The 14,175-nt window shown below is 63.8% G+C and carries 10 protein-coding genes and 3 rRNA genes; 11 read left to right on the plus strand and 2 right to left on the minus strand.

All coding sequences use genetic code 11. From position 1 onward, the window contains the following. The 9 genes from BR47_RS0103610 to recN form a co-directional block, all read left to right on the plus strand. Positions 1-1,335, plus strand: a 16S ribosomal RNA gene (locus BR47_RS0103610); the annotation flags it as partial. Between the two features lie 432 nt (positions 1,336-1,767). Further along, a 23S ribosomal RNA gene (locus BR47_RS0103615) occupies positions 1,768-4,876 on the plus strand. A gap of 159 nt (positions 4,877-5,035) precedes the next feature. Further along, positions 5,036-5,149 (plus strand): 5S ribosomal RNA (gene rrf / locus BR47_RS0103620). A 201-nt stretch (positions 5,150-5,350) separates the two neighbouring features. After that, positions 5,351-6,184: a tetratricopeptide repeat protein gene (locus BR47_RS0103625; protein WP_020100014.1), complete on the plus strand. Its 834-nt coding sequence runs from the start codon at positions 5,351-5,353 to the stop codon at positions 6,182-6,184. Between the two features lies 1 nt (position 6,185). After that, on the plus strand, positions 6,186-7,202 hold the full coding sequence (locus tag BR47_RS0103630; RefSeq protein WP_029118607.1) for an HAD-IIA family hydrolase: 1,017 nt from the start codon (positions 6,186-6,188) through the stop codon (positions 7,200-7,202). An 8-nt stretch (positions 7,203-7,210) separates the two neighbouring features. After that, a complete protein-coding gene (locus tag BR47_RS33445; RefSeq protein ID WP_090562517.1) occupies positions 7,211-7,381 on the plus strand; it encodes a hypothetical protein in 171 nt (56 codons plus the stop codon). A 6-nt stretch (positions 7,382-7,387) separates the two neighbouring features. Further along, on the plus strand, positions 7,388-8,197 hold the full coding sequence (locus BR47_RS0103640; RefSeq protein ID WP_029118608.1) for a TlyA family RNA methyltransferase: 810 nt from the start codon (positions 7,388-7,390) through the stop codon (positions 8,195-8,197). After that, positions 8,194-9,117, plus strand: a complete 924-nt coding sequence (locus BR47_RS0103645) for an NAD kinase (protein WP_020100018.1) — start codon at positions 8,194-8,196, stop codon at positions 9,115-9,117. Before BR47_RS0103640 ends, BR47_RS0103645 begins: the two co-directional genes overlap by 4 nt. Next, positions 9,117-10,874 (plus strand): DNA repair protein RecN, encoded by a 1,758-nt coding sequence (recN, locus tag BR47_RS0103650; RefSeq protein WP_020100019.1) that lies wholly within the window; start codon positions 9,117-9,119, stop codon positions 10,872-10,874. Before BR47_RS0103645 ends, recN begins: the two co-directional genes overlap by 1 nt. A gap of 2 nt (positions 10,875-10,876) precedes the next feature. On the opposite strand, the gene BR47_RS0103655 is transcribed toward recN, so the two are convergent. Next, positions 10,877-11,755, minus strand: a complete 879-nt coding sequence (locus BR47_RS0103655) for a pyridoxamine 5'-phosphate oxidase family protein (RefSeq protein ID WP_029118609.1) — start codon at positions 11,753-11,755, stop codon at positions 10,877-10,879. An 8-nt stretch (positions 11,756-11,763) separates the two neighbouring features. Beyond that, a complete protein-coding gene (locus BR47_RS0103660; protein ID WP_029118610.1) occupies positions 11,764-12,225 on the minus strand; it encodes a VOC family protein in 462 nt (153 codons plus the stop codon). Between the two features lie 139 nt (positions 12,226-12,364). Here BR47_RS0103660 and BR47_RS0103665 point away from each other — a divergent pair, with 139 nt between their 5' ends. Both BR47_RS0103665 and steA read left to right on the plus strand, forming a co-directional pair. Continuing rightward, positions 12,365-12,886, plus strand: a complete 522-nt coding sequence (locus BR47_RS0103665; RefSeq protein WP_029118611.1) for a CGNR zinc finger domain-containing protein — start codon at positions 12,365-12,367, stop codon at positions 12,884-12,886. 100 nt (positions 12,887-12,986) lie between these two features. Next, entirely contained in the window at positions 12,987-14,171 is a 1,185-nt protein-coding gene (gene steA / locus BR47_RS0103670) for a putative cytokinetic ring protein SteA (protein WP_020100023.1), read from the plus strand. Positions 14,172-14,175: the final 4 nt, after the last annotated feature.

A 14,175-nucleotide genomic window follows, 5' to 3' on the forward strand; every position in this document is an offset into this window, starting at 1 on the left:
CTTCATGGTGTGTGGTGGAAAGCTTTTGCGGTGTGGGATGGGCCCGCGGCCTATCAGCTTGTTGGTGGGGTAATGGCCTACCAAGGCGACGACGGGTAGCCGGCCTGAGAGGGTGACCGGCCACACTGGGACTGAGATACGGCCCAGACTCCTACGGGAGGCAGCAGTGGGGAATATTGCACAATGGGCGCAAGCCTGATGCAGCGACGCCGCGTGAGGGATGACGGCCTTCGGGTTGTAAACCTCTTTCACCAGGGACGAAGCGCAAGTGACGGTACCTGGAGAAGAAGCACCGGCCAACTACGTGCCAGCAGCCGCGGTAATACGTAGGGTGCGAGCGTTGTCCGGAATTACTGGGCGTAAAGAGCTCGTAGGTGGTTTGTCGCGTTGTTCGTGAAAACTCACAGCTTAACTGTGGGCGTGCGGGCGATACGGGCAGACTAGAGTACTGCAGGGGAGACTGGAATTCCTGGTGTAGCGGTGGAATGCGCAGATATCAGGAGGAACACCGGTGGCGAAGGCGGGTCTCTGGGCAGTAACTGACGCTGAGGAGCGAAAGCGTGGGGAGCGAACAGGATTAGATACCCTGGTAGTCCACGCCGTAAACGGTGGGTACTAGGTGTGGGTTCCTTCCTTGGGATCCGTGCCGTAGCTAACGCATTAAGTACCCCGCCTGGGGAGTACGGCCGCAAGGCTAAAACTCAAAGGAATTGACGGGGGCCCGCACAAGCGGCGGAGCATGTGGATTAATTCGATGCAACGCGAAGAACCTTACCTGGGTTTGACATGCACAGGACGCCGGCAGAGATGTCGGTTCCCTTGTGGCCTGTGTGCAGGTGGTGCATGGCTGTCGTCAGCTCGTGTCGTGAGATGTTGGGTTAAGTCCCGCAACGAGCGCAACCCTTGTCCTATGTTGCCAGCGGGTTATGCCGGGGACTCGTAGGAGACTGCCGGGGTCAACTCGGAGGAAGGTGGGGATGACGTCAAGTCATCATGCCCCTTATGTCCAGGGCTTCACACATGCTACAATGGCCGGTACAAAGGGCTGCGATGCCGTGAGGTGGAGCGAATCCTTTCAAAGCCGGTCTCAGTTCGGATCGGGGTCTGCAACTCGACCCCGTGAAGTCGGAGTCGCTAGTAATCGCAGATCAGCAACGCTGCGGTGAATACGTTCCCGGGCCTTGTACACACCGCCCGTCACGTCATGAAAGTCGGTAACACCCGAAGCCGGTGGCCTAACCCTTGTGGAGGGAGCCGTCGAAGGTGGGATCGGCGATTGGGACGAAGTCGTAACAAGGTAGCCGTACCGGAAGGTGCGGCTGGATCACCTCCTTTCTAAGGAGCACCATTTACATGCCCTGATCCAGGGTTTCCCCCATGCCGGCAACCGTGCCGGGGTTCATGGTTGGGATTGTCGCCGGCGCCTGTAGTGGGCTTGTCCGGCGGGTGCATATGACAACAAACGCTGATCAGCTGGGATGACACGTTGATCGAAGAAATTGCCAGACACACTGTTGGGTCCTGAGACAACAGGCCCGTTCGCTCCCCTCCTCATGTGGGGGTGGGAGACACCGCTCCGTTGGGGGTGGTGGGGGTTGTTGTTGCCTCACCGGTTTTGGTGGTGGGGTGTGGTGTTTGATTCGTGGATAGTGGTTGCGAGCATCTAATGCACGCAGAATATGTCGCCTACGGCTTCGGTCGTGGGTGTATGTGTCTGTGGTGTGTTGATGTGCAATTTTGATTCTTGTTTTCAATTGGTTTTTTGTGTCGTAAGTGTTTAAGGGCGCATGGTGGATGCCTTGGCATCAGAGGCCGATGAAGGACGTAGGAGGCTGCGATAAGCCTCGGGGAGCTGCCAACCGAGCGTTGATCCGAGGATGTCCGAATGGGGAAACCCAGCACGAGTGATGTCGTGTTACCCACGCCTGAATATATAGGGTGTGGGAGGTAACGCGGGGAAGTGAAACATCTCAGTACCCGTAGGAAGAGAAAACAATTGTGATTCCGTGAGTAGTGGCGAGCGAAAGCGGATGAGGCTAAACCGTATGCATGTGATACCGGGTAGGGGTTGTGTGTGCGGGGTTGTGGGACCTATCTTTCCAGGGCTATCCCTCTGGAGGGCAGTAAGAAAATGTCGTGGTTAACGGAAGTGGCTTGGGATGGCCTGCCGTAGAGGGTGAGAGTCCCGTACGTGAAAACCCGATGTCTGCCTTGATGGTGTTCCCGAGTAGCAGCGGGCCCGTGAAATCTGCTGTGAATCTGCCGAGACCACTCGGTAAGCCTAAATACCTTCTGATGACCGATAGCGGATTAGTACCGTGAGGGAATGGTGAAAAGTACCCCGGGAGGGGAGTGAAATAGTACCTGAAACCGTGTGCCTACAATCCGTCAGAGCCCTCGTTTACGTGGGGTGATGGCGTGCCTTTTGAAGAATGAGCCTGCGAGTCAGGGACATGTCGCGAGGTTAACCCGTGGGGGGTAGCCGTAGCGAAAGCGAGTCTGAATAGGGCGTATCCACGCAAGTGGTGTAGTGGCATGTTCTGGACCCGAAGCGGAGTGATCTACCCATGGCCAGGGTGAAGCGCGGGTAAGACCGCGTGGAGGCCCGAACCCACTTAGGTTGAAGACTGAGGGGATGAGCTGTGGGTAGGGGTGAAAGGCCAATCAAACTCCGTGATAGCTGGTTCTCCCCGAAATGCATTTAGGTGCAGCGTTGCGTGTTTCTTGCCGGAGGTAGAGCTACTGGATGGCCGATGGGCCTCACCAGGTTACTGACGTCAGCCAAACTCCGAATGCCGGTAAGACAAAAGCGTGGCAGTGAGACGGCGGGGGATAAGCTCCGTGCGTCGAGAGGGAAACAGCCCAGATCGCCGACTAAGGCCCCTAAGCGTGTGCTAAGTGGAAAAGGATGTGCAGTCGCGAAGACAACCAGGAGGTTGGCTTAGAAGCAGCCACCCTTGAAAGAGTGCGTAATAGCTCACTGGTCAAGTGATTGTGCGCCGATAATGTAGCGGGGCTCAAGCACACCGCCGAAGTCGCGGCATCCGCAAGGATGGGTAGGGGAGCGTCCTGCATCCGGTGAAGCAGCCGAGTGATCGAGTTGTGGAGGGTGTGGGAGTGAGAATGCAGGCATGAGTAGCGAATAGGCAAGTGAGAACCTTGCCCGCCGAAAGACCAAGGGTTCCTGGGGCAGGCCAGTCCGCCCAGGGTGAGTCGGGACCTAAGGCGAGGCCGACAGGCGTAGTCGATGGACAACGGGTTGATATTCCCGTACCCGTGTGTGTGCGTCCGTGATGAATCCATTGTGCTAACCATCCAAATGGCACGTGATGATCCTTTCGGGGATCACGTGTTGCCGGCTGCGTGGGACCCTGGTGGGTAGTAGTCAAGCGATGGGGTGACGCAGGAAGGTAGCCGTACCGGTCAGTGGTAATACCGGGGTAAGCCTGTAGGACGAACGATAGGCAAATCCGTCGTTCATGTGTCTGAGAGGTGATGCATAGCCGAGTGAGGCGAATTCGGTGATCCTATGCTGCCAAGAAAAGCCTCTAGCGAGTGCACACATGGCCCGTACCCCAAACCAACACAGGTGGTCAGGTAGAGAATACTAAGGCGTACGAGTTAACTATGGTTAAGGAACTCGGCAAAATGCCCCCGTAACTTCGGGAGAAGGGGGACCTCCATACCGTCAACACCCTTGCGGTGGGTAGCGGGAGGGGGTGGCACAAACCAGTGAGAAGCGACTGTTTACTAAAAACACAGGTCCGTGCGAAGTCGCAAGACGATGTATACGGACTGACGCCTGCCCGGTGCTGGAAGGTTAAGAGGACCTGTTAACTCCTTCGGGGGTGAAGCGGAGAATTTAAGCCCCAGTAAACGGCGGTGGTAACTATAACCATCCTAAGGTAGCGAAATTCCTTGTCGGGTAAGTTCCGACCTGCACGAATGGCGTAACGACTTCTCAACTGTCTCAACCATAGACTCGGCGAAATTGCACTACGAGTAAAGATGCTCGTTACGCGCGGCAGGACGAAAAGACCCCGGGACCTTCACTACAACTTGGTATTGGAGTTCGGTACGGTTTGTGTAGGATAGGTGGGAGACTGTGAAGCGCACACGCCAGTGTGTGTGGAGTCGTTGTTGAAATACCACTCTGATCGTATTGGGCTTCTAACCTCGGACCGTATATCCGGTCCAGGGACAGTGCCTGGTGGGTAGTTTAACTGGGGCGGTTGCCTCCTAAAATGTAACGGAGGCGCCCAAAGGTTCCCTCAACCTGGACGGCAATCAGGTGTTGAGTGTAAGTGCACAAGGGAGCTTGACTGCGAGACCTACAAGTCGAGCAGGGACGAAAGTCGGGACTAGTGATCCGGCACCCCCGAGTGGAAGGGGTGTCGCTCAACGGATAAAAGGTACCCCGGGGATAACAGGCTGATCTTCCCCAAGAGTCCATATCGACGGGATGGTTTGGCACCTCGATGTCGGCTCGTCGCATCCTGGGGCTGGAGCAGGTCCCAAGGGTTGGGCTGTTCGCCCATTAAAGCGGCACGCGAGCTGGGTTTAGAACGTCGTGAGACAGTTCGGTCTCTATCCGCCGCGCGCGTCAGAAACTTGAGGAAACCTGTCCCTAGTACGAGAGGACCGGGACGGACGAACCTCTGGTCTACCAGTTGTCCCACCAGGGGCACCGCTGGATAGCTACGTTCGGACAGGATAACCGCTGAAAGCATCTAAGCGGGAAACCTCTTCCAAGACCAGGTTTCTCACCCTTTTAGAGGGATAAGGCCCCCCGCAGACCACGGGATCGATAGACCAGACCTGCACACCCAGCAATGGGTTTAGGGAACTGGCACTAACCGGCCGAAAACTTACACACACCCAAAAAACCAATGTGTGTAAACAAGACGCACAACATTGCACATCACGTGCCCGCAACCACACCACAAAAAGAATCAAACAGACCACACCCCACCACCAAATAACACCCCCACAAGGTGTTAAACACAGGCTGGTGGAGGCGTAAAATGAATAGAGTTACGGCGGCAACAGCGGCAGGGAAACGCCCGGTCCCATCCCGAACCCGGAAGCTAAGCCTGCCAGCGCCGATGATACTGCCCTGCACGGGCGGAAAAGTAGGACACCGCCGAACACAAATTAGGAATCACCCCCCACATTTATGTGGGGGGTGATTCTATTTGAGGAATTTCCATTTCTCGGCTCGGAAATGGGCCCCGGGGTCGGCGCTCGATAGCTTCGTCGCCGGCGCTCGGAGGGCGAGTTTCACGAGCGAAGTTCGGCCAGTGACAGCTCGGGCCGTATTCTGACCTGAGATTTCGTAGGAAAGGTTCCAGTGGTCGACAACAGGCAGGGCGGCGATCGTCGCCCCTCGCGCAGAGACGACGGCGATGCACGACGAGGGCAGCGGCCTCAGCGTGACCGCGCGCAGGCACCCAGACGCCCCGGTTCAGATCGGAACGGCCGGCCACCGCACTCCCGCGACGCCGCGGCGACGTCGGATCGTCCGGCTGGTCCCAGGCTGCCCGACGACGTCGAAGCCAAGCAGCTCTCGCCCGAGGTGCGTCGCGAGCTGACGACCCTCGACAAGGCGACCGCAGACTACGTGGCCAAGCACCTCGTCATGGCCGGCGATCTGCTGGAAGAAGACCCGGAAGCCGCTCTCGAGCATGCACGTGCCGCGCGCAACCGCGCGTCGCGCATCGCGGCGATCCGAGAGGCCGTCGGCATCGCGGCGTACCACTGTGGTGACTGGGCCCAGGCCCTCTCCGAGCTGCGTGCCGCACGACGGATGGGGAGCAAGTCTCCGCTGCTGGCCCTCATCGCAGACTGCGAGCGCGGCATCGGCCGTCCGGAGCGCGCCATCGAGCTGGGCCGCAGCCCCGAAGCAGAACAGCTCACCGGTGACGACGCCGACGAACTGAAGATCGTGCTGGCCGGTGCGCGGTGCGACCTCGGCCAGCCGGCGCAGGCATTGGCGCTGCTGTCGAACCCGCCGCTCGATTCCACCCGGACCGGCCAGACGGCAGCTCGCCTGTTCTACGTATATGCCGAGACGCTACTGGCCCTCGATCGTACGAACGACGCACTCCAGTGGTTCCTGCATGCGGCAGCCGCGGACCTGGAAGGCGTCACGGACGCCGAGGACCGCGTCGCCGAATTGGGCTGACGTGACGACGCTGGCTCAGCTGCACGACTGCCTGCTCCTGGATCTCGACGGCACCGTCTTCCGTGGTCATGAGGCCACCGAAGGCGCTGTCGACGCCCTTGCCGCGGTCACGTCCCGCAAGCTCTACGTGACCAACAATGCGTCGCGAAGCCCGGCCGAGGTGGCCGACCACCTCGATGCGCTCGGTTTCTCCGCGCATGCCGATGATGTGGTGACCAGCGCCCAGAGCGCGGCACACCTCCTGGCGTTGCAGCTGCCCGCGGGCGCCAAGGTGCTGGTCATCGGTACAGAGGCGCTGGCAGCCGAGGTCGCCAATGTCGGTCTGCAGCCGGTGCGGCAGTTCACCGACGGGCCGGTCGCGGTGGTCCAGGGGCATTCACCTCAGACCGGGTGGGCGGACCTCGCCGAAGCGGCGCTCACCATTCGGGCCGGTGGCCTCTGGGTGGCGGCGAACAGCGACAAGACGCTGCCGTCGGAGCGGGGACTGCTGCCGGGCAACGGCTCGATGGTCGCCGCACTGCAGACCGCCACCGAACAGGTGCCGCAGGTCGCCGGTAAGCCACAGCCGACGCTGATGACCGACGCCCTGGCCCGCGGCCAGTATCAGGCCCCGTTGGTCGTGGGAGACCGGCTCGACACCGATATCGCGGGGGCGACTGCCGCTGGCCTGCCGAGCCTGATGGTGCTGACCGGGGTGAACAGCGCCGCCGACATGGTGCACGCCAGCCCCGCCGAGCGCCCCGACTACCTGGCGACCGACCTGCGCTCGCTGGACGCTGCTGCGGAGACGTTGCGGATCGGGCCGCACCCCGCGTGGCAGGTGGAGACATCGGGCAACGACGTCGTCGTACGCGCCACCGGAGAGGCTGCCGGCGATGACTTGTCGGTGGTCCGCGCCACCGCCGACGCGGTATGGGCCGCTACCAACGGGCGGGTGCGTATCGCGGCAGGTGACGACACGGCGCGCGCGGCATTGGATCGGTGGTCGCTGCTCGACGGCACCGATCCGCTAGCGTGAACATCGCTATGAGTACCGATCCTGACCAGATCCGCGAAGACATCGCGGTCCTGCTGTCTCACCTCCCGGATCTATCGGGTGAAGGTGATGAGACGCCGGACCTCGAGGCCGTTGCGGCGGGTTTGGACCACGCCCACAATCTGCTGGTCCGGGCGCTGGAATCGGTCGAGAAGGGGTGATCGCACGTGACGCGACGCGCACGTGTTGATGCTGAACTCGTCCGGCGGGGGCTCGCCCGTTCTCGTCAACAGGCTGCTGAACTGATCGAGGCCGGCCGCGTGACGATTGACGGCATGCGGGCATCGAAAGCATCGACGGCGGTCACGCCCGCGGCCAATCTCCTGGTCGCCGAATCCACGGAGCGCAGTTGGGTGTCCCGTGGCGCGCACAAGCTGATCGGTGCCCTTGACGCGTTCGGCGTCTCACCCGAGGGACGGCGCTGCCTGGACGCCGGTGCGTCCACCGGCGGATTCACCGAGGTGCTGCTGGACCGCAGAGCGCGCGAGATCGTCGCGGCCGACGTCGGCTACGGCCAATTGGCCTGGTCGCTGCGGTCCGATGATCGCGTCATCGTGATGGAGCGGACGAACGTGCGGGAGCTGACGGCCGAGGCCATCGGCGGTCCGGTTGACCTGGTGGTGGCCGATCTGTCGTTCATCTCGCTGGCCACCGTCCTACCGGCACTGACCGCATGTGCGTCGGCCCTTGCCGATATCGTTCCCATGGTGAAGCCGCAGTTCGAGGTGGGCAAGGATCGAGTCGGAGCCGGTGGTGTGGTTTCCGACCCGGAACTGCGCGCCGATGCGGTGCTGACGGTCGCGCGGCGCGCCGCTGAACTCGGCTGGCATGCGGTCGATGTCACGGCCAGCCCGTTGCCCGGCCCGTCGGGCAACGTCGAGTACTTCCTGCGACTGCGGACCACCACCGATGAACCGCTGGAGGGCGACGCCCTCGTCGCAGCCGTCGGCCGCGCGGTCGCCGAGGGGCCGCAGTGACGCGCGAACGCACCGTCCTGCTGGTGATCCACACCGGCCGCGACGAAGCCACCGAAACCGCAACCCGTGTCGAAAAAGTACTGGGCGACAACGGAATCGGTTTGCGCGTGCTCGCAGCCGAGGCCGTCGACCGGGGGGCTCTGCACCTGGCGCCGGACCACATGAGGGCGATGGGCGTCGACATCACGGTCGTCGATCCCGACAGCCACGCCGCCGAGGGCTGTGAACTGGTCCTGGTGCTCGGCGGGGACGGCACCTTCCTGCGGGCGGCCGAGTTGGCCCGCAATGCCGAAATCCCCGTGGTCGGGGTGAACCTCGGACACATCGGGTTCCTGGCGGAAGCCGAGGCCGAGGCCATCGATCACGTGCTCGAGCGCATCATCAACAAGGACTACCGGGTCGAAGAGCGGATGACGCTCGACATCGGGGTCCGCGTCGATGGCGAGATCGTGCAGCGTGGCTGGGCGCTCAACGAAGCCAGCCTCGAGAAGAGCAGCCGGTTCGGTGTGCTGAACGTCGTGCTGGAGGTCGACGGCCGTCCGGTCTCGGCGTTCGGCTGCGACGGGGTGCTGGTGTCGGCACCCACCGGGTCCACCGCCTATGCCTTCTCAGCGGGCGGCCCGATTCTGTGGCCGGATCTCGAAGCAATCCTGGTGGTACCCAACAACGCTCACGCCCTGTTCGCCCGTCCCATGGTGACCAGCCCGGACGCATCGATCGCGATCGAGGTCGAAGCAGGCAACAATGACGCCATGGTGTTCTGCGACGGCCGTCGTCAGATGGTGGTCCCGGCCGGTGGCCGGCTGGAGGTCACCCGCTGCGAAGTCTCGCTGAAATGGGTACGACTCGACAGCGCCCCGTTCTCTGACCGTCTGGTGCGCAAATTCCGGTTGCCGGTGAAAGGGTGGCGCGGCCAGTAATGCTGACCGAGATTCGCATCGAGGCGCTGGGCGCCATCAGTGCGGCCACTGCCGAATTCGGTCGTGGCCTGACTGTGCTGACCGGCGAAACCGGTACCGGTAAGACCATGGTGGTCACCAGCCTGCATCTGCTGGGCGGTGCACGCGCCGATCCCAGCCGCGTGCGTTCGGGTTCGGCCCGCGCTGTCGTCGAAGGCCGTTTCACCACAACCGAACTCGGCGACGGGGTGTCCGAGCGGGTCGACGAGATTCTCGAGGCCTCCGGCGCGGACCGCGACGACGACGGCAGCGTCATCGCCGCTCGGTCGGTGAGCAAGGACGGGCCGTCGCGCGCGTACCTGGGTGGCCGCAGTGTGCCGGCGAAGTCGCTGGCGACGTTCACCACGGAACTGCTTGCCCTGCATGGGCAGAACGACCAGCTGCGCCTGATGCGCCCCGACGAGCAGCGCGGCGCCCTGGACCGCTACGTCGACGTGACGGGGCTGTTGGCCAAGTACCGCAAGCTGCGCGATGAATGGCTCACCGCCCGCAGGGATTTGATCGACCGGCGCAACCGTGCGCGGGATCTCGCCATGGAGGCCGACCGGCTGCAGTTCGGGCTGGGGGAGATCGACGCGGTCGCGCCGGAAGCCGGCGAGGACGACGCATTGGTGGCCGACATCCGCCGGTTGTCCGAGCTGGACGCGCTGCGGGACGCCGCGCAGACGGCCCGCGCGGCGCTGTCCGGGGAACTGGGTGACGGTCCCGTGGATGACGCCACCTCGGCACTCGATGCCGCGGCACAGGCCAAGTCGGTGTTGTCGGCGACGGACGACTCCGTGCTGCGCGCCCTCGGCGACCGGCTGGGTGAGGCACTCGCGGTGATCGGTGACGTGTCCGGCGAACTCGGCGATTACCTTTCCGAGTTGCCCAGCGACGCAAGCACTTTGGAATCGAAGCTGGCGCGCCAGGCGGAGCTGCGCAACCTCACCCGTAAGTACGCCGCCGACATCGACGGGGTGTTGCAGTGGGCGGCCGACGCCCGGCAGCGGCTGTCGCAGCTCGACGTCTCGGAAGAGGCCCTCGCCGAACTGCAGAAGCAGGTCGACGAACGCCACGACAAGGTGGTGCTGGCTGCCGCCGAGGTCACCAAGGCGCGTACCAAGGCGTCAAAGTCCTTGGCGAAGGCGGTGACCGCTGAGCTCGCGGGACTGGCGATGGGTGGCGCCGGATTCAGCATCACGGTGTCGCCGCTGGAGGCACGTGCCGACGACAGCGCGCCGCTGACCTTGCCGGACGGCACCGCTGTGCATGCCGGCCACGACGGCGTCGACGCCGTCGAGTTCGGTTTCACGCCGCACAGTGGTTCGGACGTGCTGCCGCTGGCCAAGAGTGCGTCCGGTGGTGAGTTGTCGCGTGTGATGCTGGCGCTCGAAGTCGTGCTGTCGGCGTCCGCCGAAGGCACCACCATGGTGTTCGACGAGGTCGACGCCGGTGTCGGTGGCCGCGCCGCCGTGCAGATCGGCAAGCGCCTGGCCCGGCTGGCCCGTACCCATCAGGTCATCGTCGTGACGCACCTGCCGCAGGTCGCGGCCTACGGCGATGTGCACCTGGTCGTGGAGAGCGGTCCGAAGTCGAGCCGGGTGGTCCGCCTCGAGGACGACGACCGGGTCGCCGAGTTGGCCCGCATGCTGGCCGGACTCGGCGACACCGACAGTGGTCGCGCGCATGCCCGCGAGCTGCTCGAGGCGGCGCAGCAGGAGCACGCGACGCCGTAATGTCAGGCGGGGTTGGCGGGCGAGAGCTCGGCCTGACCCCACCGCAGCGGGCTGACGTCGGTCAGTTCGATCACCTCAGCCACGGTGAATTCCACTGAACACTGTGGGCCCTCGTCCCAGATGATCTCGGCGGTGCCGGTGAGCTGCAGCGTGGTCCCGGTCTGCCAGTCCGGGATCAGCAGTCCGGCGCGCGGGTTGGCGCTGATGTTGCCCAGCGTCATGAACATCGAGTTGCCGCGGTAGTCGGGCCAGCGCAGCCGGTTCGGCGAAAGCACCTGCAGGAAGCCGGGATTGCCGCCGCGGTGCGAGGCGTCGGCGTTGCCTTCGGGATCGGCCGACCCGATGAAGAAGGTGTCGGACCGGCTGATGATCTGCTGTAGGCGCTCATCGAGGACGTCGGCGTGGCGGACGGCCGGACGATGTGTCTCCTCGGCGACACCGTCGATGTGCCGGCGCGAGATGTACTTCGGGCAGTTCGAGTACACCTGGTCGGGGTGGATGCGGAGCCCGTGATCGGTCGGTTGGGCGACGCCGTTGACTCGCATGCGGCGCCGGGTCTGCGGTTCGATCGCGATCATCCCGACCTGTTGTTCCGGCCGGCGTACGACATCGTGCAGCGGATCGCCCGGCACCGGCAGGGCGTCGACCGCGATGGTGTGGTCGTCGTCGGCGTGCACGAACCCGGCATGGCCGGTGACCAAACTGGCCCACACCCGTCCCTCGTCGTCGGTCGCGGCGAGCACGACCATCGGCTGCTCGGCCAGGAAAGCCGCCGCGGCGGCCGGAATCTCCGTGCGGATCATCCGGCCGACGCGGACGGCGATCTCCGCCTGGCCCATGCGCCGCTGCACTTCCAGCTCACCGGCGTGGTAGGCAGTCATGGCGCGGCTCAGAAGAATCCGCAGGTGGGGGCGGCGCCGCTCGGTGCCGGTGCGGTCTCGGCGCCGCCCGGAGCGTAGATCTCCAGCCGGATGCCGTCGGGGTCGGTGAAGAAGATGCCGCCCGATGCCGCGCCCTCGCCGTGTGCCACCACGCCATCGTGGGCGAACGTCACGCCCAGCTCTTTGAGCGCGGCTTCCACGGTCTGAACCTGCTCGATGGTGTCGACCTGGAACGACAGGTGGTGCAGGCCGGGGCTGCGGGTGGAGAACGCGCCGTCGCTCTGCTGCCACAAGGTCAGCCGCAGGGTGCCCTCGGAACCCAGGAAGGCGAAGCGGTGGTCGCCCTCGTCACTGATACCGAGTTGTTCGAAACCCAAGGCGCCACGGTAGAAGTCGACGGATCGCGACAGGTCGGTGACGTTGAGCCCGACGTGGCCGGGGGCGAGCTTGGGCGTGATGGCGGTGGTCATCGGTTCCTCCGTTGTAACTGTTGATCTGACAGTTGAAGGTTAGAATCGGAGGCGCAAGGTGTCAACCACCAAAATGAAAATAGATGGTTAGTGGACTGTCGGGAGGCTGTCGATGCAGGAGAGGCGGTTAATCTCAGCTATGCGTGATCCGCGCCCGCATGTCGGCGAACCCCTCGCGCTGGATCTGCTGAACACCCGGTGGATGTCGGCGGAGGGACCTCAGGATCTCCTGACCGACGTGGCAGGACTCCGATGTTGGTTGGTGGCCAACGATCTCGATGACCGTTGCGAATCCGATGAAAAGACCCGCGCGGCGCTGGTGCGGGCGCGGGAAGCGATCCTGCAGGTGGTCACCGACGGCTCGGCCGACGAGTTGAACGCCGTCCTGGACCACGGCCGCATCCGTCGTTCGCTCGCCGAGTCCGGGCCGCACGACGACGTGGACGTGTCCCGATCCGAATGGCTGCCCGGTTGGCTCGCGGCCGACAACCTGCTGCAGCTGCTGGCGGAATCTGCCGGCCGGATCAAGCAGTGCGCGCACCCGCACTGCGTCCTGTGGTTCTACGACGCGTCGAAGAACGGCACCCGGCGCTGGCATTCGATGACCACGTGCGGCAACCGTGCGAAGGCCGCTCGGCACTATGCGGCGAAGCGAGATTGAGACCATTCGGCTGTTACGGATGTGACAAAAGAAAACTTCTGAGGCTGTTGTTACGGCGCGCCTCCACCTCTACTTGAGGGTTCATCGACAGAATCGACGCATGAAGATGGCAGCGCTGCTCACCCGAAATGCCGGACCGAAGCCGGGCGTGACTGGAACCGCCCGCGTTGACCGCGACATCGACCGCCTGCTGCGCCGCGTCGGTCCGGGGGACATCGTCATCCTCGATGCGCTCGACCTCGACCGCATCACCGCCGACGCGCTGGTGGAGGCCGAGGTCGCCGCCGTGGTGAACGCATCGTCGTCGATCTCCGGCCGCTACCCGAACCTGGGGCCGGAAGTGCTTGTCGCCAACGGGGTTACGTTGATCGACGAAACCGGCCCCGAGGTCTTCAAGAAGGTCAAGGACGGCGCCAAGGTGCGCCTGCACAACGGCGGCATCTACAACGGCGACCGCCGTCTGGTCCTCGGTAACGAGCGCAACGACGAGCAGATTCACGAGATGATGCACGAGGCCAAGAGCGGCCTCGTCGCGCATCTGGAGGCCTTCGCCGGCAACACCATCGAGTTCATCCGCAGCGAGAGCCCGCTGCTGATCGACGGAATGGGCATCCCGGACATCGACGTCGACGTGAACCGACGGCACGTCGTGGTGGTGACCGACGACCCCAGCGCCGAGGGCGACCTGAAGGCCATCAAGCCCTTCATCAAGGAGTACCAGCCGGTGCTCGTCGGCGTCGGCGCCGGTGCGGACACGCTGCGCAAGGCCGGCTACCGGCCCGCGTTGATCGTCGGCGATCCCGAGGAGATGAGCGCCGACGTGCTGCGGTCCGGCGCCCAGGTGGTGCTGCCGGCCGACGCCGACGGCCACGCCAAAGGCCTTGAGCGCATTCAGGATCTGGGCGTCGGTGCCATGACGTTCCCGGCCGCCGGCTCGGCCGCCGACCTGGCGCTGCTGCTCGTCGACCACCACGGCGCCGCGCTGATCGTCACCGCCGGCCACCGCGCCAATATCGAAGAGTTCTTCGACCGCACGCGGCAGTCCAGCACCCCGTCGACGTTCCTCACGCGCCTGAAGGTGGGGGAGAAGCTGGTCGACGCGAAAGCCGTTGCGACGCTGTACCGCAGCCGGGTCTCCGGCGGCGCCATCGCGCTCCTGGTCCTGGCGATGCTGGTGGCCGTCATCGTCGCGCTGTACGTCGCGCGCGCCGACGCCACGGTCTTGCACCTGGTGACCGACTACTGGAACCGCTTCCTGCTGTGGGCCCAGGGCTTGGTGAGCTAGCCGG

Source organism: Mycobacterium sp. UNC410CL29Cvi84, assembly GCF_000686745.1.
In the GTDB taxonomy this organism is placed as follows: Bacteria; Actinomycetota; Actinomycetes; order Mycobacteriales; family Mycobacteriaceae; genus Mycobacterium; species Mycobacterium mucogenicum_B.